This is a genomic window from Serratia sp. Nf2 (assembly GCF_003028435.1).
Classification (GTDB): Bacteria; Pseudomonadota; Gammaproteobacteria; order Enterobacterales; family Enterobacteriaceae; genus Serratia; species Serratia marcescens_L.
Map to the genome: position 1 here is coordinate 191,223 of NZ_PYTW01000008.1, position 19,122 is coordinate 210,344.

Annotated in this window: 16 protein-coding genes; 15 read left to right on the forward strand and 1 reads right to left on the reverse strand. The window is 60.2% G+C overall.

Features of this window, described 5'->3' with window-relative positions; genetic code table 11:
- The first annotated feature begins 76 nt into the window (after positions 1-76).
- The 11 genes from nuoC to nuoN all read left to right on the forward strand — a co-directional run bounded on the left by nuoC (position 77) and on the right by nuoN (position 13,920).
- The gene (gene nuoC, locus C9411_RS18300; protein ID WP_025303662.1) at positions 77-1,873 is read left to right on the forward strand and encodes an NADH-quinone oxidoreductase subunit C/D; all 1,797 of its coding nucleotides are present in this window, start codon (positions 77-79) and stop codon (positions 1,871-1,873) included.
- Positions 1,874-1,875: 2 nt separating this feature from the next.
- Positions 1,876-2,427, forward strand: a complete 552-nt coding sequence (gene nuoE / locus C9411_RS18305) for an NADH-quinone oxidoreductase subunit NuoE (RefSeq protein WP_033635327.1) — start codon at positions 1,876-1,878, stop codon at positions 2,425-2,427.
- The gene (nuoF, locus tag C9411_RS18310; protein WP_015378579.1) at positions 2,424-3,770 is read left to right on the forward strand and encodes an NADH-quinone oxidoreductase subunit NuoF; all 1,347 of its coding nucleotides are present in this window, start codon (positions 2,424-2,426) and stop codon (positions 3,768-3,770) included. The genes nuoE and nuoF overlap by 4 nt, the downstream gene beginning before the upstream one ends.
- A gap of 77 nt (positions 3,771-3,847) precedes the next feature.
- The gene (gene nuoG / locus C9411_RS18315; RefSeq protein WP_107227656.1) at positions 3,848-6,586 is read left to right on the forward strand and encodes an NADH-quinone oxidoreductase subunit NuoG; all 2,739 of its coding nucleotides are present in this window, start codon (positions 3,848-3,850) and stop codon (positions 6,584-6,586) included.
- Complete coding sequence (gene nuoH, locus C9411_RS18320; RefSeq protein WP_004936022.1) at positions 6,583-7,560, forward strand: NADH-quinone oxidoreductase subunit NuoH; 978 nt, start codon at positions 6,583-6,585, stop codon at positions 7,558-7,560. Before nuoG ends, nuoH begins: the two co-directional genes overlap by 4 nt.
- Positions 7,561-7,574: 14 nt before the next feature.
- Positions 7,575-8,117: an NADH-quinone oxidoreductase subunit NuoI gene (gene nuoI / locus C9411_RS18325; protein WP_063988986.1), complete on the forward strand. Its 543-nt coding sequence runs from the start codon at positions 7,575-7,577 to the stop codon at positions 8,115-8,117.
- 13 nt (positions 8,118-8,130) lie between these two features.
- The gene (nuoJ, locus tag C9411_RS18330; protein ID WP_019453717.1) at positions 8,131-8,688 is read left to right on the forward strand and encodes an NADH-quinone oxidoreductase subunit J; all 558 of its coding nucleotides are present in this window, start codon (positions 8,131-8,133) and stop codon (positions 8,686-8,688) included.
- Positions 8,685-8,987 carry an NADH-quinone oxidoreductase subunit NuoK gene (gene nuoK, locus C9411_RS18335; RefSeq protein WP_004936014.1) on the forward strand — a complete coding sequence of 101 codons (303 nt, stop codon included), beginning with the start codon at positions 8,685-8,687 and terminating at the stop codon, positions 8,985-8,987. Before nuoJ ends, nuoK begins: the two co-directional genes overlap by 4 nt.
- The gene (gene nuoL / locus C9411_RS18340) at positions 8,984-10,831 is read left to right on the forward strand and encodes an NADH-quinone oxidoreductase subunit L (RefSeq protein ID WP_107227608.1); all 1,848 of its coding nucleotides are present in this window, start codon (positions 8,984-8,986) and stop codon (positions 10,829-10,831) included. Before nuoK ends, nuoL begins: the two co-directional genes overlap by 4 nt.
- Before the next feature lie 95 nt (positions 10,832-10,926).
- Positions 10,927-12,456, forward strand: coding sequence for an NADH-quinone oxidoreductase subunit M (nuoM, locus tag C9411_RS18345; protein ID WP_025303660.1), 1,530 nt, complete (start codon positions 10,927-10,929; stop codon positions 12,454-12,456).
- A 6-nt stretch (positions 12,457-12,462) separates the two neighbouring features.
- Positions 12,463-13,920, forward strand: a complete 1,458-nt coding sequence (nuoN, locus tag C9411_RS18350; protein ID WP_033635324.1) for an NADH-quinone oxidoreductase subunit NuoN — start codon at positions 12,463-12,465, stop codon at positions 13,918-13,920.
- A gap of 59 nt (positions 13,921-13,979) precedes the next feature.
- On the opposite strand, the gene C9411_RS18355 is transcribed toward nuoN, so the two are convergent.
- Positions 13,980-14,852 carry a LysR family transcriptional regulator gene (locus C9411_RS18355; RefSeq protein ID WP_063988988.1) on the reverse strand — a complete coding sequence of 291 codons (873 nt, stop codon included), beginning with the start codon at positions 14,850-14,852 and terminating at the stop codon, positions 13,980-13,982.
- A gap of 347 nt (positions 14,853-15,199) precedes the next feature.
- Between C9411_RS18355 and C9411_RS18360 the strand changes: the two genes are divergently transcribed.
- The 4 genes from C9411_RS18360 (at position 15,200) to C9411_RS18375 (ending at position 18,997) form a co-directional block, all read left to right on the forward strand.
- Complete coding sequence (locus tag C9411_RS18360; RefSeq protein ID WP_063988989.1) at positions 15,200-17,029, forward strand: thiamine pyrophosphate-binding protein; 1,830 nt, start codon at positions 15,200-15,202, stop codon at positions 17,027-17,029.
- 82 nt (positions 17,030-17,111) lie between these two features.
- Entirely contained in the window at positions 17,112-17,537 is a 426-nt protein-coding gene (locus C9411_RS18365; RefSeq protein ID WP_063988990.1) for a cupin domain-containing protein, read from the forward strand.
- A gap of 43 nt (positions 17,538-17,580) precedes the next feature.
- A complete protein-coding gene (locus C9411_RS18370) occupies positions 17,581-18,441 on the forward strand; it encodes a DMT family transporter (protein ID WP_063988991.1) in 861 nt (286 codons plus the stop codon).
- A gap of 19 nt (positions 18,442-18,460) precedes the next feature.
- Positions 18,461-18,997, forward strand: a complete 537-nt coding sequence (locus tag C9411_RS18375) for a DUF2938 family protein (protein WP_107227609.1) — start codon at positions 18,461-18,463, stop codon at positions 18,995-18,997.
- Positions 18,998-19,122 lie beyond the last annotated feature (125 nt).

Sequence of the window (19,122 nt, forward strand, 5' to 3'; positions counted from 1 at the left end):
CTTAGTGCGCTATTGGTTAACACAGCGAAAAGTGAAACTTGCGGCGAATAACCCTTTAGTGTGGTGAAAAAAAATTATGACAGATTTGACGACGCACGACGCCTTGCCTGCCTGGCAGACCCGAGATCACCTTGACGACCCGGTGATCGGCGAACTGCGCAACCGTTTTGGGCCGGAAGCCTTTACTGTTCAGGCCACCCGTACCGGCATGCCCGTGGTATGGGTTAAACCTGACCAGTTGCTGGAAGTAATGACGTTCCTGAGAAAACAGCCGAAGCCGTATGTCATGCTGTTCGATCTGCATGGCGTGGACGAACGTCTTCGCACCCACCGCGACGGCCTGCCCGCTGCGGATTTCTCCGTTTTCTACCATCTGATTTCCATCGAACGCAACCGCGACATCATGCTGAAGGTGGCGCTGTCTGAAAAAGACCTGCACGTGCCGACGGCGACCAAGGTGTTCCCGAACGCCAACTGGTACGAGCGCGAAACCTGGGAAATGTTCGGCATCACCTTCGACGGCCACCCGCACCTGTCGCGCATCATGATGCCGCAGACCTGGGAAGGGCACCCGCTGCGTAAGGACTACCCGGCGCGCGCCACCGAATTCGATCCTTTCGTGCTGACCAAGCAGAAAGAAGATCTGGAGATGGAAGCGCTGACCTTCAAGCCGGAAGACTGGGGCATGAAGCGCGGCACCGAGAACGAAGACTTCATGTTCCTCAACCTCGGCCCGAACCACCCGTCCGCGCACGGTGCGTTCCGCATCATTCTGCAGCTGGACGGCGAAGAGATCGTCGACTGCGTGCCGGACATCGGCTATCACCACCGCGGCGCCGAGAAGATGGGCGAGCGTCAATCCTGGCACAGCTACATTCCGTACACCGACCGCATCGAGTACCTCGGCGGCTGCGTGAACGAAATGCCTTACGTGCTGGCGGTTGAAAAGCTGGCCGGCATCAAGGTGCCGGAGCGCGTCGACACCATCCGTGTGATGCTGTCCGAACTGTTCCGCATCAACAGCCACCTGCTGTACATCTCCACCTTCATTCAGGACGTCGGCGCGATGACCCCGGTGTTCTTCGCCTTTACCGACCGTCAGAAAATCTATGATCTGGTGGAGGCGATCACCGGTTTCCGTATGCACCCGGCCTGGTTCCGCATCGGCGGCGTCGCGCACGATTTGCCGCGCGGCTGGGATCGCCTGCTGCGTGAATTCCTCGACTGGATGCCGAAGCGTTTGGATTCCTACGTGAAAGCGGCGCTGAAGAACAGCATCCTGAAAGGCCGTTCCATCGGCGTAGCGTCTTACAACGCCAAAGAAGCGCTGGAGTGGGGCGTGACCGGCGCAGGCCTGCGCGCCACCGGCGTGGAGTTCGACGTGCGCAAATGGCGTCCGTACTCCGGCTACGAGAACTTCGACTTTGAAGTGCCGGTGGGCGACGGCAACAGCGACTGCTACACCCGCGTGATGCTGAAGGTGGAAGAGCTGCGTCAGAGCCTGCGCATCCTCGAACAGTGCCTGAACAACATGCCGGAAGGCCCGTTCAAGGCCGATCACCCGCTGACCACGCCGCCGCCGAAAGAGCGCACGCTGCAGCACATTGAAACGCTGATCACCCACTTCCTGCAGGTTTCCTGGGGCCCGGTGATGCCAGCCAACGAATCATTCCAGATGATTGAAGCCACCAAAGGGATCAACAGCTACTACCTGACCAGCGACGGCAGCACCATGAGCTACCGCACCCGGGTCCGTACGCCGAGCTTTGCGCACCTGCAGCAGATCCCATCGGTCATCCGAGGCAGCCTGGTTTCCGACCTGATCGTCTATCTGGGTAGTATCGATTTTGTAATGTCAGATGTGGACCGCTAACTATGCACTCTCAAAAAGACAATCACGCAGTCAACGATGCGCTCGAGCCCATCAATGCAGCCGCTCCTCAGAGCGGCGTTGATGCATTTGTACTGAGCGCAGAAGAACGTGATGCGATCGAGCACGAAAAACACCATTACGAGGATCCGCGCGCCGCTTCCATCGAAGCACTGAAAATTGTGCAGAAGCAGCGCGGCTGGGTTCCGGACGGTGCGATTTACGCCATCGCGGAAGTGCTGGGCATCCCCGCCAGCGATGTAGAAGGCGTGGCCACGTTCTACAGCCAGATTTTCCGTCAGCCAGTAGGACGTCACGTGATCCGTTATTGTGACAGCGTTGTTTGTCACATCACCGGTTACCAGGGCATTCAGGCCGCTATCGAGAAGAAGCTGAACATCAAGCCGGGTCAAACCACCTTTGATGGCCGCTTCACGCTGTTGCCGACCTGCTGTCTGGGCAACTGCGATAAAGGGCCGACCATGATGATTGATGACGACACTCACAGTCAGCTGAAGCCCGAAGATATCGAGACGCTACTGGAGCAGTATCAATGACCAAGCACATTGTACGCACTCCCGAAACGCATCCGCTGACCTGGCGTCTGCGCGATGACAAGCAGCCGCTGTGGCTGGACGAGTACCGCAGCAAAAACGGCTATGCCGGCGCGGAAAAGGCCCTCAAAGGCCTGGCACCGGATGAGATCGTCGGCCTGGTGAAAGACTCCGGGCTGAAGGGCCGCGGCGGCGCGGGCTTCTCCACCGGTTTGAAGTGGAGCCTGATGCCGAAGGACGAATCCATGAACATCCGTTACCTGCTGTGTAACGCCGATGAGATGGAGCCGGGCACCTACAAAGACCGCCTGCTGATGGAGCAGCTGCCGCACCTGCTGGTGGAAGGCATGCTGATCTCCGCGTTCGCGCTGAAAGCCTACCGTGGGTACATCTTCCTGCGCGGTGAGTACATCGAAGCGGCGGCGCATCTGCGTCGCGCCATCGCGGAAGCCACCGAAGCCGGCTATCTGGGCAAGAACATTCTCGGCACCGGGTTCGATTTCGAGCTGATCGTGCACACCGGCGCCGGCCGTTATATCTGCGGCGAAGAAACCGCGCTGATCAACTCGCTGGAAGGCCGCCGCGCCAATCCGCGTTCCAAGCCGCCATTCCCGGCCAGCGCCGGCGTGTGGGGCAAGCCGACCTGCGTCAACAACGTCGAAACGTTGTGCAACGTGCCGGCCATTTTGGCGAACGGCGTGGAGTGGTACACCGGCATCTCCGGCAGTGAAGACAAAGGCACCAAGCTGATGGGCTTCTCCGGCCGGGTGAAAAATCCGGGCGTCTGGGAGCTGCCGTTCGGCACTACCGCGCGCGAGATCTTGGAAGACTACGCCGGCGGCATGCGTGACGGTCTGCGCTTCAAAGCCTGGCAGCCGGGCGGCGCGGGGACCGACTTCCTGACCGCCGATCATCTCGATCTGCCGATGGAATACGGCGCGATCGGCAAAGCCGGCAGCCGTCTCGGCACCGCGCTGGCGATGGCGGTAGACCACGAGATCGGCATGGTGCCGCTGGTGCGTAACCTGGAAGAGTTCTTCGCCCGCGAGTCCTGCGGCTGGTGTACGCCATGCCGCGACGGCCTGCCGTGGAGCGTGAAGATCCTGCGTGCGTTGGAAAACGGCGAAGGGCAGCCGGGGGATATCGAAACCCTCGAACAGCTGTGCCGTTCCCTCGGCCCGGGCAAAACCTTCTGCGCCCACGCGCCAGGTGCCGTAGAGCCACTGCAAAGCGCGATTAAATATTTCCGTGAAGAGTTCGAGGCGGGTATCGCCGTGCAACACTTCGGCAACGCCCATGCGATTGGCGGCATTCAGCCGAACAATCTGCTGAAGCAGCGCTGGTAAGCCGAACTTGCCCGAACACGGCCAGAATTTTTGATTAACGCCTGCCGCAAGGCAGGCCACTTGGAAGCATGCTGACTATGGCTACGATTCATGTAGACGGCAAAGAGTATGAGGTAGACGGGGCGGACAACCTGCTGCAGGCTTGTCTCTCCCTCGGCCTTGATATTCCTTACTTTTGCTGGCATCCGGCGCTGGGAAGCGTCGGCGCTTGCCGCCAATGTGCGGTAAAGCAATACCAAAACGCGGAAGATACGCGCGGCCGTTTGGTGATGTCCTGTATGACCCCGGCATCCGATGGTACCTTCATCTCCATCGATGACGGCGAAGCGAAGCAGTTCCGTGAAAGCGTGGTCGAGTGGTTGATGACCAACCACCCGCACGATTGCCCGGTCTGTGAAGAAGGCGGTAACTGTCACCTGCAGGATATGACGGTAATGACCGGCCACAGCTTCCGCCGCTACCGCTTCACCAAGCGCACCCACAATAACCAGGAGCTGGGGCCGTTTATCTCGCACGAGATGAACCGCTGCATCGCCTGCTACCGCTGCGTGCGTTACTACAAAGACTATGCGGACGGCACCGACTTCGGCGTGTACGGCGCGCACGACAACGTCTACTTCGGTCGTCCGGAAAGCGGCACGCTGGAAAGCGAGTTCTCCGGCAACCTGGTGGAAGTGTGCCCGACCGGCGTATTCACCGACAAAACGCACTCCGAACGCTACAACCGTAAATGGGACATGCAGTTTGCGCCGAGCATTTGCCAGCAGTGCAGCATCGGCTGTAATACCAGCCCGGGCGAGCGCTATGGCGAATTGCGCCGTATCGAAAACCGTTACAACGGCAGCGTGAACCACTACTTCCTGTGCGACCGCGGCCGTTTCGGTTACGGCTACGTCAACCAGAAAGATCGTCCGCGTCAACCGCAGCAGCTGCGCGGTGGTGACTGGATCACCCTGAACGCAGAGCAGGCGATGCAGGGCGCGGCGGACATCCTGCGTCAGGCGAAGAAAACCATCGGCATCGGCTCCCCGCGCGCCAGCCTGGAAAGCAACTTCGCGCTGCGCGAACTGGTCGGCGCCGAGAACTACTACACCGGTATCGCTCAGGCGGAGCAATCACGCCTGGCGCTGATGCTGAACGTGCTGAAAAACGGCGGCGTCCATACGCCGGCGCTGCGTGAGATCGAAGATTACGACGCGGTGCTGGTGCTGGGCGAAGACCTGACGCAAACCGGCGCGCGCATCGCGCTGTCCGTGCGCCAGGCCGTCAAGGGGAAAGCCCGCGCGATGGCGGCGGCGCAACGCGTGGCCGACTGGCAGATCGCGGCGGTGCAGAACATCGGTCAGCACGCCAAGTACCCGCTGTTCACCACCAACGTCGACAACACCCGTCTGGACGACATCGCCGCCTGGAACTACCGCGCGCCGGTAGACGAGCAGGCGCGCTTCGGCTTCGCCATCGCTCACGCGCTGGACAGCGCGGCGCCGGCGGTGAACGATCTGGCTGACGGCCTGAACAAGAAAGTCGATATCATCGTGCAGGCGCTGACCGGCGCACGCAAACCGCTGATCGTGACCGGCAGCAACGCCGGCAGCGAAGCCATCATCGAAGCGGCGGCCAACATCGCCAAAGCGTTGAAGGGCCGCGGTTCCGATGTCGGCATCACCTTCGTGGCGGGCGCAGCCAACAGCATGGGCCTGGCGATGATCGGCGGCGGCTCGCTCGATCAGGCGCTCGAACAGCTGGCGAGCGGCGCAGCAGACACCGCCATCGTGATGGAAAACGATCTCTATCGTCATGCGCCGGCGGCGCAGGTGGACGCAGCGTTGACCAAGGTCAACAACCTGATCGTCGCCGACCACCAGCGCACCGCGATCATGGACAAAGCCAACCTGATCCTCTCATCAGCCAGCTTTGCCGAGAGCGACGGTACGCTGATCAACCAGGAAGGCCGCGCGCAGCGCTTCTTCCAGGTATACGATCCGGCTTACTACGACGACGCCAAGAAGAATCAGTTCACCGTGATGCTGGAAAGCTGGCGCTGGATGCACTCGCTGCACTCCACCTACACCAGCCGCCACGTGGATTGGACCCAGCTTGATGACGTGATCGCCGCTTGCGTCGCCGCGTTGCCGCAGCTGCAGGGCATCGTCGACGCCGCGCCAGACGCGACTTTCCGCATTCGCGGTCAGAAGCTGGCGCGTTCGCCGCACCGCTCCAGCGGCCGTACCGCCATGCGCGCCAACATCAGCGTGCACGAGCCGCGTCAGCCGCAGGATAAAGACACCATGTTCGCCTTCTCGATGGAAGGGAACAACAGCCCGCTGGCCGATCGTCAGCAGATCCCGTTCGCCTGGGCGCCAGGCTGGAACTCACCGCAGGCATGGAACAAGTTCCAGGCCGAAGTGGGCGGCAAACTGCGCCACGGCGATCCGGGTGTACGCCTGATCGAAGCGGGGGAGGGCAGCCTCGGTTACTTCGACCGCGTGCCTGCCGCGTTCAATCCGGTCGATGGCTGGCGTGTCGCGCCTTACTACCACCTGTTCGGCAGCGATGAAATGTCGCAGCGCTCTCACGTGATCCAGCAGCGCATGCCGGAAGCCTACGTGATGGTCAACCCGGCCGACGCGGCGACGCTTGGCGTCAACGCGGGCAGCCTGGTGGAGTTCAGCTGTGCGGGCCAGACCCTGCGTCTGCCGGTGCGTCTGAGTGAAACCCTGACCCAGGGCCAGGTTGGTTTGCCGCTCGGCTTGCCAGGGATCCCGCCGATCTTGGTGGGTGCTAAGGTAGACAATCTGCGGGAGGCGGCACGATGAGCTGGTTTACCCCTGAGGTGATCGACATTCTGATCGCCATTCTTAAAGCGGTCGTGATCCTGTTGGTGGTCGTGGCGTGCGGGGCATTCATGAGCTTCGGCGAACGCCGCCTGCTCGGCCTGTTCCAGAACCGCTACGGACCGAACCGCGTAGGCTGGGGCGGCTCGCTGCAGCTCGTCGCCGACATGATCAAAATGTTCTTCAAGGAAGACTGGGTTCCGAGATTCTCCGACCGGGTGATCTTCACCCTGGCGCCGATGATCGCCTTTACTTCCCTGTTGCTGGCATTTGCCATCGTTCCGGTCAGCCCGACCTGGGCGGTGTCCGATCTCAACATCGGTATTCTGTTCTTCCTGATGATGGCCGGCCTGGCGGTGTACGCCGTGCTGTTCGCCGGATGGTCGAGCAACAACAAATACTCGCTGTTGGGCGCGATGCGCGCCTCCGCGCAAACCCTGAGCTACGAAGTGTTCATCGGCCTGTCGCTGATGGGCGTGGTGATGCAGGCGGATTCGTTCAACATGCAGGCCATCGTTGAATCCCAGGCGCACGTCTGGAACGTCATCCCGCAGTTCTTTGGCTTCGTGACCTTCGCGATCGCCGGCGTGGCGGTGTGTCACCGTCACCCGTTTGACCAGCCGGAAGCCGAGCAGGAACTGGCCGACGGTTACCACATCGAATATTCCGGCATGAAGTTCGGTCTGTTCTTCGTGGGGGAATACATCGGTATCGTCACCGTGTCCGCCCTGATTGTGACGTTGTTCTTCGGCGGCTGGCAGGGTCCGTTCCTGCCGCCATTCATCTGGTTCGCGTTGAAAACGGCCTTCTTCATGATGATGTTCATCCTGATCCGTGCCGCGCTGCCGCGTCCGCGTTATGACCAGGTGATGTCCTTCGGCTGGAAAGTGTGCCTGCCGCTGACGCTGCTGAACCTGCTGGCAACCGCCGCGGTCATTTTGTACAACGCTCAATAAGGGGTGAATAAACCATGACATTGAAAGAGTTAGTGGTTGGTTTCGGCACCCAGGTGCGCAGCATTTGGATGATTGGCCTGCATGCCTTCGCCAAGCGCGAAACCCAGATGTATCCGGAAGAACCGGTTTACCTGCCGCCGCGCTACCGCGGCCGCATCGTGCTGACGCGCGATCCGGACGGCGAAGAGCGCTGCGTCGCCTGTAACCTGTGTGCGGTTGCCTGCCCTGTCGGCTGTATCTCGCTGCAAAAAGCGGAGCAGAAAGACGGCCGTTGGTATCCGGAGTTCTTCCGCATCAACTTCTCGCGCTGCATTTTCTGTGGCCTGTGCGAAGAGGCTTGCCCGACTACCGCTATCCAGCTGACGCCGGATTTCGAACTGGGTGAGTACAAGCGTCAGGATCTGGTGTACGAAAAAGAAGATCTGTTGATCTCGGGGCCGGGTAAATATCCGGAATATAACTTCTACCGGATGGCCGGTATGGCGATTGACGGCAAAGCCAAAGGCGAAGCCGAAAACGAAGCCAAACCGATCGACGTCAAAGGTCTGTTGCCCTAAGGAGCCAGCAAGCATGGAAATTGCATTTTACCTGGCAGGTTTGATTGCGGTGGCCGCGACGATTCGCGTGATCACCCATACCAACCCTGTACATGCGCTGCTGTATCTGATCGTCTCGTTATTGGCGATCTCGGCAGTCTTCTTCTCGCTCGGCGCCTACTTTGCCGCCGCGTTGGAAATCATCGTCTATGCGGGCGCCATCATGGTGCTGTTCGTGTTCGTGGTGATGATGCTGAACCTCGGCAACGTGCAGCAGCAAGAGCGCGACTGGATGAAGCCGACGGTGTGGATCGGACCTGGCCTGTTGTCGCTGGCGCTGCTGGTGGTATTGATCGTCGCGATCCGCAGCGTATCCGACCAGGGTATCAGCGGCGAGATGGTCGACGCGAAGGCGGTGGGCATCAGCCTGTTCGGGCCTTACGTACTGGCGGTTGAGCTGGCTTCAATGCTGCTGTTGGCGGGTCTGGTTGTCGCCTTCCATATCGGCCGCGAGCACAAGCCCGGCGAGGTGCTGAGCAACGCGCCGGCGAGTGGCGAAATGGCGAGAAGAAAATCGGAGGAGCAAGCATGATCCCTCTTCAACACGGCCTGATCCTGGCGGCTATCCTGTTTGTGCTCGGGCTGACCGGGCTGCTGGTGCGCCGCAACCTGCTGTTTATGCTGATCAGCCTGGAAGTGATGATCAACGCTGCGGCGTTGGCGTTTATCGTGGCGGGAAGCTACTGGGGCCAGGCGGACGGGCAGGTGATGTACATCCTGGCGATCAGCCTGGCGGCAGCCGAGGCCAGTATCGGCCTGGCGCTGTTGCTGCAGCTCTACCGTCGTCGTCATACCCTGAATATTGATACTGTCAGTGAGATGCGCGGATGAACCTATTATATTTAACAATTCTGCTACCGCTGATCGGGTTCCTGCTGTTGGCATTTTCCCGCGGTCGTTGGTCTGAGAACACGGCGGCCACCGTCGGCGTGGGCTCTATCGGCCTGGCTGCGCTGGTCACGGTGTATGTGGCGATGGATTTCCTCGCCCAGAAAGCCGCCGGCGTGCAGTTGTTCGAACAAAGCCTGTGGACCTGGATGGCCGTCGGCAACTTCAATATCGGCGTGACCCTGGTGCTGGACGGCCTGTCGCTGACCATGCTGTCGGTGGTCACCGGCGTCGGCTTCTTCATCCACATGTTCGCTTCTTGGTACATGCGCGGTGAAGAGGGCTATTCGCGCTTCTTCGCTTACACCAACCTGTTTATCGCCAGCATGGTGGTCTTGGTGCTGGCAGACAACCTGCTGCTGATGTATCTGGGTTGGGAAGGCGTGGGCCTGTGCAGCTACCTGTTGATCGGTTTCTACTACAAAGACCCGGCCAACGGCGCGGCGGCGATGAAAGCCTTCATCGTGACCCGCGTGGGCGACGTGTTCCTGGCGTTCGCGCTGTTCATCCTCTACAACGAGCTGGGCACGCTGAACATCCGCGAGCTGATGATCCTGGCGCCGCAGAAACTGGCGGTGGGTGACACGGCCATCACCTGGGCGACCCTGATGCTGCTGGGCGGTGCGGTCGGTAAATCGGCGCAGCTGCCGTTGCAAACCTGGTTGGCGGACGCGATGGCGGGCCCAACCCCGGTTTCCGCACTGATCCACGCGGCGACCATGGTGACCGCGGGCGTCTATCTGATCGCCCGTACGCACGGCCTGTTCCTGATGGCGCCGGAAGTGCTGCACCTGGTGGGCATCGTCGGTGCGGTCACTCTGCTGCTGGCCGGCTTCGCCGCGCTGGTGCAGACCGACATCAAGCGCGTGCTCGCTTACTCCACCATGAGCCAGATCGGTTACATGTTCCTGGCGCTGGGCGTGCAGGCATGGGACGCGGCGATCTTCCACCTGATGACCCACGCGTTCTTCAAGGCGCTGCTGTTCCTGTCGTCCGGTTCGGTGATCCTGGCTTGCCACCACGAGCAAAACATCTTCAAGATGGGCGGCCTGCGCAAGAGCATCCCGCTGGTGTATGTCTGCTTCCTGGTGGGTGGCGCGGCGTTGTCTGCGTTGCCGCTGGTCACGGCCGGCTTCTTCAGTAAGGACGAGATCCTGGCGGGCGCGATGGCCAACGGCCACATCAATCTGATGGTGGCCGGCCTGGTCGGCGCGTTCATGACCTCGCTGTACACCTTCCGTATGATTTTCATCGTGTTCCATGGCGAAGAGAAAATCAAAGCGCATGCCGGTAAAGGCATCACTCACCACCTGCCGCTGTTGGTTCTGCTGGTGCTGTCCACCTTCGTCGGCGCGATGATCGTGCCGCCGTTGCAGGGCGTGCTGCCGGAGACGACCGAGCTGGCGCACGGCAGCGTGCTGACGCTTGAAATCACCTCCGGCGTGGTGGCTATCGTCGGCATTCTGCTGGCGGCCGCGCTGTGGCTGGGCAAACGCAGCCTGGTCAACAGCATCGCCAACAGCGCGCCGGGGCGTTTCTTCTCGACCTGGTGGTTCCATGCCTGGGGCTTCGACTGGCTGTATGACAAAGTGTTCGTCAAGCCGTACCTTGGCATTGCGAAGCTGCTGCAGCGCGATCCGCTGAACTCGCTGATGAACCTGCCGGCCGTCTTCTCCCGCTGGGGGAACCGCGGTCTGACGGTGAGCGAGAACGGTCAGGTGCGTTGGTATATAGCGTCTATGGGTGTGGGTGCAGTGGTCGTATTGGCTCTGTTGATTTTGGTTTAATTGAATAATTTAAACAGACGCATTTTTCGGGCGTAGCGCCGGGCAGGCGCTACGTACAAAGTTTGAAATTATTCGTATAAGGGACACAAAACGCCATGCTATTACCTTGGCTAATTCTTATCCCCTTTATCGGCGGTCTGCTGTGCTGGCAGCTTGAGCGCTTCGGTACTAAGGTGCCGCGCTGGATAGCGCTGATCGCAATGGGGCTGACGTTGGCGCTCTCTCTGCAGCTGTGGATGCAGGGCGGCTATACCTTGACTACGCCGAAAGGCATTCCGCAGTGGCAGAGCGAATTCCTGCTGCCGTGGATCCCGCGCTTCGGCATCTCCATCCACCTGGCGCTGGACGGCCTGTCGCTGCTGATGGTGGTGTTGACCGGTCTGCTGGGCGTGCTGGCGATCCTCTGTTCCTGGCGTGAAATCCAGAAGTATCAGGGCTTCTTCCACCTCAACCTGCTGTGGATCCTGGGCGGCGTTATCGGCGTGTTCCTCGCCATCGACATGTTCCTGTTCTTCTTCTTCTGGGAAATGATGTTGGTGCCGATGTACTTCCTGATCGCGCTGTGGGGCCACAAGGCGTCGGACGGTAAAACCCGTATCACCGCGGCGACCAAGTTCTTCATCTACACCCAGGCCAGCGGTCTGGTGATGCTGATTGCGATCCTGGGCCTGGTGTTCGTGCACTACAACGCGACCGGCGTGTGGACCTTCGATTACGAAGACCTGCTGCAAACGCCGATGTCCCACAACGTGCAATATCTGTTGATGCTGGGCTTCTTCATCGCCTTCGCGGTGAAAATGCCGGTGGTGCCGCTGCACGGCTGGTTGCCGGACGCGCACAGCCAGGCACCGACCGCAGGTTCCGTCGACCTGGCGGGCATCTTGCTGAAAACCGCGGCCTACGGCCTGCTGCGTTTCAGCCTGCCGCTGTTCCCTGAGGCTTCGCACGAGTTTGCGCCAATCGCCATGTGGCTGGGCGTGATCGGCATCTTCTACGGCGCCTGGATGGCGTTCGCGCAAACCGACATCAAGCGTCTTATCGCCTACACCTCGGTATCGCACATGGGCTTCGTGCTGATCGCCATCTACACCGGCAGCCAGCTGGCTTACCAGGGCGCGGTGATCCAGATGATCGCGCACGGCCTGTCCGCCGCCGGTATGTTTATCATCTGCGGCCAGCTGTATGAGCGTCTGCATACCCGCGACATGCGTCAGATGGGCGGCCTGTGGGGGCGGATCAAATTCATCCCTGCACTGTCGCTGTTCTTCGCCGTGGCTACGCTGGGGATGCCGGGTACCGGTAACTTCGTCGGCGAATTCATGATTCTGTTCGGCAGCTACCAGGTGGTGCCGGTGATCACCGTGATTTCTACCTTCGGTCTGGTGTTCGCTTCGGTTTACTCGCTGATCATGATGCAGCGCGCTTATTACGGTGCGCCTAAATCCGACCAGCCGCTGCAGGGCATGACCGCGCGCGAGCTGTTCATCATTCTGCTGCTGGTGGTGTTGCTGGTTCTGCTGGGGGTTTACCCGCAGCCGATTCTGGATACTTCCAACGCGGCGATGAGCAACGTGCAACATTGGTTTGGTTCGTCAGTTTCAGCAATTTCAACAACAAGGCCGTAATTCGCCATGACAATAACTCCTCAACAACTGATCGCACTGCTGCCGCTGTTGATCGTCGGATTGACGGTGGTGGTTGTGATGCTAGGCATTGCGTGGCGACGCGACCACTTTATCAACGCCACCCTGACCGTGATCGGTCTCAACCTGGCGCTGCTTTCGCTGTACTTTGTCGGCCAGGCAGGCCCAATGGACGTCACCCCGCTGCTGCGGGTTGACGGTTACTCGATGTTCTACACCGGGCTGGTGCTGCTGGCGAGTCTGGCAACCTGCACCTTCGCGTATCCGTGGCTGGTCGGCTATCCGGATAACCGCGAAGAGTTCTACCTGCTGGTGCTGATCGCCGCCATGGGTGGCATCCTGCTGGCGAGCGCCAACCATCTGGCTTCGCTGTTCATCGGTATCGAGCTGATCTCGCTGCCGCTGTTCGGCCTGGTGGGCTATGCCTACCGCCAGAAGCGCCCGCTGGAAGCCGCCATCAAGTACATGCTGCTGTCCGCCGCCGCCTCGTCGTTCCTGCTGTTCGGCATGGCGCTGCTGTATGCCGAGTCCGGCGATCTGTCGCTGGCCGGCCTCGGTAAGAGCCTGCAGGAAAACATGATGCACCAGCCGCTGATCCTGGCCGGTATGGGCATGATGATCGTCGGTCTGGGCTTCAAGCTGTCGCTGGTGCCGTTCCAACTGTGGACGCCGGACGTGTATCAGGGCGCGCCTGCGCCGGTCTCGACCTTCCTGGCGACCGCCAGCAAGATCGCGATCTTCGCGGTCGTGATGCGTCTGTTCCTGTATGCCCCGGCCGCCGACAACGAAGCGCTGCGCATGGTGCTGTCGATCATCGCGTTCTGCTCTATCTTGTTCGGCAACCTGATGGCCATCAGCCAGACCAACATCAAGCGTCTGCTGGGTTACTCGTCGATCGCCCACCTGGGCTACCTGCTGGTGGCGCTGATTGCGGTGCAAACCCATCAGCTGTCGCTGGAAACCGCCGGCGTTTACCTGGCCGGTTACCTGTTCAGCAGCCTGGGCGCCTTCGGCGTGGTCAGCCTGATGTCCAGCCCGTACCGCGGCCCGGATGCGGATTCGCTGTTCTCTTACCGTGGTCTGTTCTGGCATAAGCCAATCTTGTCCGCGGTGATGACGGTGATGATGCTGTCGCTGGCTGGTATCCCGATGACGCTGGGCTTTATCGGTAAGTTCTTCGTGATCGCGATGGGCGTCAGCGCACACCTGTGGTGGCTGACCGGCGCAGTCGTGGTAGGCAGCGCCATCGGCCTGTACTACTACCTGCGCGTGACTGTCAGCCTGTTCCTCAGCGCGCCGGAATCGCTGCAGCGCGATACCCCGAACAACTGGGCGTTGACCGCCGGTGGCGTCGTGGTGCTGATCTCAGCCGCTCTGGTACTGCTGTTGGGTGTCTATCCGCAGCCGCTGATTTCGCTGGTGCAGATGGCGCAGCCGACGTTCTGATAACGCTTCAGACGGTAAAAAGGTCGCTTCGGCGACCTTTTTTTATGGGGAAACGGCACTCAGCCGTAATGGGCGCTAAACGAGGTTTCCAGCGCCTGCACCACCGCGCGCACGCGGGCGGCGCGTTGCAAATCGGGATGCAGCACCAGCCAGATATCCACCCAGTCTTTATTCTCCGGGAACAGGCGCACCAGCTCCGGGTCTTTGTCCGCCAAAAAAGCGGAGAGCAGGCCGATGCCCAGCCCGCTGCGGGTGGCGGAGCGCAGCAGCAGCTGCGAATTGCATTGCAGCACGACGTTGGGCTCGTGCAGGGCCTCGCCGCAGAAATTGTTCCAGTGGCGCGGCACCAGCTCGCGCGGGAACATCAGCAGATCGTGGCCGCGCAGCTGCTCACCCCTGACCGGCATGCCGCGCCGCGCCAAATAGTGCTGGGTGGCATACAGGCCCATTTCGATGGTGGCTAACCGTTTGATGATCAGCTCATCGTCATCGGGACGGGCGCCGCGGATCGCCAGATCTGCGCCGTGGTAAGAAATATCGGCGATGTTGACCGCCGTCAGCAGCGTGACGGTGATGGCCGGATAGCGTTCCCGCAGATCTTGCAGCGCCGGCATCACGAAGGCTTCGGCCAGGGTATCGGTGGTGGCGATGCGCACGTTGCCGCACAGGCTTTCGTCACCGCTGGCGGCTTTACGGTTGATCGCCTGCACCGCATTTTCCATCTTCATCACGTCCGCCAGCATTTCCTCCCCCAGCGGGCTGAGGGCGAAGGATTTCGGCGTGCGGATAAACAGCTTGGAGCCGAGCGCATCTTCGAAAGCGGACAGCCGTCGACCGACGGTCGCTTGATCGACATGCAGCTGGCTGGCGGCTTTGCGTAGCGTGCCGCAGCGTGCGACGGCGAGAAAAAATCGGGCGTCGTCCCAGTTCATTGCGCACCTCCTCTGTACAGACTGGCGAGAGGAGGAAGGACACGGTGTGATGCGGTGTTTATTCTGGTGTGGAGACCGAAAAAAAGGCTTCGTATCATCATTATTTATAATGTTTCAGGATATGTATAAATGCATCACCGTGAAGCGGTTTTGCACCTTTATTTTTGTCTGGCAATGCTTATTCTTATCGGCGCTTATGCTGCGACCCGACGCACATTTTACACCAAGGCTACCCTAATGCATAAGCAATACGAATAAGAGCCGGTTCCCATTATTTCTGGGCGACCGCCGAGTGGGATCGACTCTGAATCAAGTTAGCTCACGATGATATGACTGGATATAAAAAAATGGAGTCTCACGCAGAGATGCTGTGCCCCCCCGTTGCGCTGGCGACGGAGGACGGAGTCAGAGTTACCGTGGCGCCAGGCGCCGAGAAGATGGAACGCAACAACGCCGATGTTATTATTCAAGGCCTTGCAGCGCGCGGCATTCAACATATCTTTTTGGTCCCTGGCAAACTGGTTTACCCGTTAATCACTTCTATTGACCGTTCCGAGATTGTCGGCATCGTCGGTGCCCATGAAACCGCATGCGGATTTATGGCCGATGGCTATGCCCGCGCCAGCCGAAAGTTTGGCGTTTGTCTGGGCATTTCCGGTCCCGGCACCATGAATTTCCTGCCGGCGATGGCCGCTGCGCAAGCCGATAAGATCCCCGTGCTGTACCTGGCCGGCAGCATCGCCACCTATCATGAGGCGCAGGGCGCTTTTCAAGACGGCAGCAACAGCGGTATCGATGAGCTGACCATCGTCAAACCGCTGCTTTGCGCCGCGATAGAAACGAAAAACAACCTGACCTTGCAGCATGAGCTGCGCCGCAGCCTCTCCAGCCTGAACCCACAGCGGAAAGGGCGCGCCTACCTGAGCGTGCCGGTCGACATGCAGAAGAAAACCGCGCTCGGCGATCGTCGCGATCGGCCTGAACGCGTGTCGCAGCACCGTGAAGCGGCCGTGGACGTGCAGGCAGTGGAACAACTGCTGCATGATTACCTGCTGCGTGGCCTCAACGTCGCCTGCCTGGTGGGTAACCGGATGAACAATCCGCAGGATGCCGCGCTGTTGTTGCGGCTGGCGGAAAAATACCGCTTGCCTGTCGCCACGACGTTGTCGGGCAAGGGCGCGTTTCCCGAAGGGCACGCTCTGGCATTAGGGGTCTACGGTTTTGCCGGGCATGCCCGCGCGGTAGAAACCCTCAACGGTGAAGGCGTCGACGTGTTGCTGGTGCTGGGCTGCGATCTCAGCCAGCGCGACAGCCTGAACTGGAACCCGAGACTGCACGGCAATAAAACGCTGGTGGCGATCGACGAAGACTTCGACAAGGTGAGCTCGCATTTCCAGCCGGATCTGCAGATATTTTCCAGCCTGAGCGGTACGTTGCACTGTTTGTTGGCCGCGGTTGGCGATGAGGACGCGCGGCTTGGCGACGCGGCACGCTTACGCGACGCCTGGTTGGACGCGGTTCGCGCACTGCCGCTGGAACAGCCGCAGCCGACGTTGCAGGCGCGCATCGCCCAGGGCGAAAGCCGGCTGTACCCCGGCGAGGCGATTAAACTCATTCGCAGCCGCATGAACCCGGATACCAACGTCGTGGTCGATTCGGGCGCACACCGCATTTTCATGGCGCATCACTGGCTGGCGGCCGGGCGGGGGGATTACCACACCTCCAGCTCCCTGGCGCCGATGGGGTGGGCCATTTGCGCGGGCATCGGTATCAAGCTGGCGGCACCGCAGCGGGATTGCGTCGTGGTGACCGGCGACGGTTGCATGTTGATGCACGGCATCGAAATTCAGACCGCCGCGCGTTATGGCGTGAAGGTGGTGTTCGTGGTGATGAACAACAGCGCGCACGGCGCCATGCATATCGACACGCTGCAAAACCGCGGTATTTCAGCTGACTATACCGCCTTGCCCAACCATGACTGGAAAGCGTTTGCCAACAGCCTGGGGGTCGCCTCCGCGAAGGCGGAGACGCTGGAGGATCTGGACGAGGCCCTCGGCGCCGCGGCGAAACATCCGGGGCCGTACCTCATCGAAGTGATGGTAGGCAACTTTGCGGCGCCTAACCGCTACTACGCCGAGAGCATCGCGGAATACGAGCAGCGCATCAACGAACTGTAGGGCAACGCTGTTTTTTCAACCCGCCAGGTTCACCGCGCGTGGCGCCTGGCATTTTTACTTGCGGTAGTCATGGAGCGATCAGATGGTTAAATGGGGCATTTTGGCATTGTTGGCCGTATTTCAGGGGCCGGTTCACGCTGCCGAGGGGCATGGCGAAGGCATCGTCAAAACGACGTTGCTCAAGACCGAAAGTGCGTGGGAGGGCTCGGCATATCGTCAGTATCCCGCCGGCGCACCGCAGATCACCATGCTGAAGGTGACGGTAGAGCCGAACAAGGTGTTGGCCTGGCATACCCATCCTTGCATCAGCGCTGTGTATATGAGCGGCGGCAGCGTTTCGCTCACGGTCCGGAAAACCGGTGAACGCCGCACGTTCCGGCAGGGGGATTCGTTTACCGATACCGTGGATATCGTGCATCAGGGCGTTTCCGGCGATCAGGGCGCCGAAATGCTGGTGTTCTTCGCTTGTGCGGACGATAAACCGTTGACGGTGAAAGCCGCCGGGTAGTGTTGATACGGCCCTGACCAAAGGCCGTTAATAAGAGAAGATCATGGTAGCTTTGTGGATGGTCGTCGCCAGCGGGTTCTTTGCGCTGATGGGTGCTTGCATCAAGTTGGCGTCGACGACAGTCGGATTTTTCGACATCATTTTTTATCGTTCTCTCATCAATGTGCTGATCGTCGCAGCGCTGATCAAGATCCAGCGCCTCGGTTTTCGCACCCGTCATCTCGGATTGCATATGAAGCGGGCGGCGATAGGCAATGCTGCGATGTACTGCGGTTTTTATTCGCTGATACATCTGCCGATCGCCACCGCCACCACGCTGGGTTACACCAATCCCCTCTTTCAGTCGGCGATCGCGTTCATCACGACCCGAGGGCAGCTGACCGGTCGGCTGTTGTTTTCCGTGCTGTTGGGCTTTGCCGGCATTTTGATATTGCTGCGCCCCGACTCCCCCAACGGAGAGTACGTAGCCACGCTGGTCGGGCTGGCGGCCGGTCTGTTGACTGCGCTGGCTTACTTTAACGTCGGTAAGCTGGTGCGGCGCGGCGAGCCGGAACTGCGCGTGGTGTTCTATTTCTCGCTGGTGGGAACGTTGGTTGGCGGCCTGATGACCGCGTTGCTGGGTTTTTCCTTGCTGGACGGTGCAATGCTGCTGTGCGTCTGCGCCATCGGCGTCTTCGGCAGTCTGGGGCAGATCGCCATGACGCGCGCCTACGGGGGCGGCAATGCGGTGATTGTCAGCACCCTCTCTTACAGCACCATCATTTTCTCTACGCTGCTTGGTTATCTGATATTTGGCGAGCAGCTGTCTTATATCGCCGCCGCCGGTATGGCGCTGATCGTACTGTCCGGCGCGTTGGCGGTGCGCAAGCGTGCCTCGGCCAAGCCTGAGCAGGCGGTGGCATAACGTGATAAGGAACGAAACAATGAACATGCGTCCGGTTGGCGTCATGGCGATGGCGGTCTTGTTTGGCATGGTGGCGACGCTGGCGATGGATGGGGTGAACAGTGTCGCCTCCAGCGCCGGTCTCATCGGCAAGCTCAACCTGGCCTTCATCGGCAAACTGATGAATCAATGGCTGCAGGGGCAATTTTGGTTTTTGCGGCCAGGCGACATCCCCGATGCGCCTGCGGCTCTGGTGATGGGCTACGGCGCGCACTATTTTGCCGGCATTAGCCTGGCGATCTCGTTCTATTGCCTGGTCTGCCCGCGCCTTAAGCCGGGGGGCGTCCTGTTGGTCGGGGCGCTGACGTATGGCCTGGCCTGTTCGCTGATCTCGCTGTGCTTCATTTACCCCTCGGTGGGTTTGGGTCTTTGGGGAATGGCCAGTAAAAATCCGGCTTTGCTGATCGCCAGCCTGGCCAACCATGCGGTGTATGGCGTGGCATTGGGCGGTTGCGCCATCGTTTGGCGCCGTCGCATGCTGCAGAAATGCATGCCCGACGCTGCGATGCTGCATTAATGAATCACGATGATGCATTCTTGGCTATTTTGGGCGTAATAGCCCAACGCTATGATAAGCGCGCTTCCTGAAGCCGCGTGGCAAGCGGGAAGGCGCATTTATTTAGGGCGAATGCCTGATCGATT

Excerpts from the sequence above, each read along its gene's own strand:
- C9411_RS18360 (WP_063988989.1), top strand. The coding sequence starts at position 15,200 with ATGGAGTCTCACGCAGAGATGCTGTGCCCCCCCGTTGCGCTGGCGACG.
- C9411_RS18365 (WP_063988990.1), top strand. The coding sequence starts at position 17,112 with ATGGTTAAATGGGGCATTTTGGCATTGTTGGCCGTATTTCAGGGGCCG.
- C9411_RS18375 (WP_107227609.1), top strand. The coding sequence starts at position 18,461 with ATGAACATGCGTCCGGTTGGCGTCATGGCGATGGCGGTCTTGTTTGGC.
- C9411_RS18355 (WP_063988988.1), bottom strand. The coding sequence starts at position 14,852 with ATGAACTGGGACGACGCCCGATTTTTTCTCGCCGTCGCACGCTGCGGC.
- nuoC (WP_025303662.1), top strand. The coding sequence starts at position 77 with ATGACAGATTTGACGACGCACGACGCCTTGCCTGCCTGGCAGACCCGA.
- nuoM (WP_025303660.1), top strand. The coding sequence starts at position 10,927 with ATGCTATTACCTTGGCTAATTCTTATCCCCTTTATCGGCGGTCTGCTG.
- nuoF (WP_015378579.1), top strand. The coding sequence starts at position 2,424 with ATGACCAAGCACATTGTACGCACTCCCGAAACGCATCCGCTGACCTGG.
- nuoE (WP_033635327.1), top strand. The coding sequence starts at position 1,876 with ATGCACTCTCAAAAAGACAATCACGCAGTCAACGATGCGCTCGAGCCC.
- nuoI (WP_063988986.1), top strand. The coding sequence starts at position 7,575 with ATGACATTGAAAGAGTTAGTGGTTGGTTTCGGCACCCAGGTGCGCAGC.
- nuoH (WP_004936022.1), top strand. The coding sequence starts at position 6,583 with ATGAGCTGGTTTACCCCTGAGGTGATCGACATTCTGATCGCCATTCTT.
- nuoL (WP_107227608.1), top strand. The coding sequence starts at position 8,984 with ATGAACCTATTATATTTAACAATTCTGCTACCGCTGATCGGGTTCCTG.
- nuoN (WP_033635324.1), top strand. The coding sequence starts at position 12,463 with ATGACAATAACTCCTCAACAACTGATCGCACTGCTGCCGCTGTTGATC.
- C9411_RS18370 (WP_063988991.1), top strand. The coding sequence starts at position 17,581 with ATGGTAGCTTTGTGGATGGTCGTCGCCAGCGGGTTCTTTGCGCTGATG.
- nuoG (WP_107227656.1), top strand. The coding sequence starts at position 3,848 with ATGGCTACGATTCATGTAGACGGCAAAGAGTATGAGGTAGACGGGGCG.
- nuoJ (WP_019453717.1), top strand. The coding sequence starts at position 8,131 with ATGGAAATTGCATTTTACCTGGCAGGTTTGATTGCGGTGGCCGCGACG.
- nuoK (WP_004936014.1), top strand. The coding sequence starts at position 8,685 with ATGATCCCTCTTCAACACGGCCTGATCCTGGCGGCTATCCTGTTTGTG.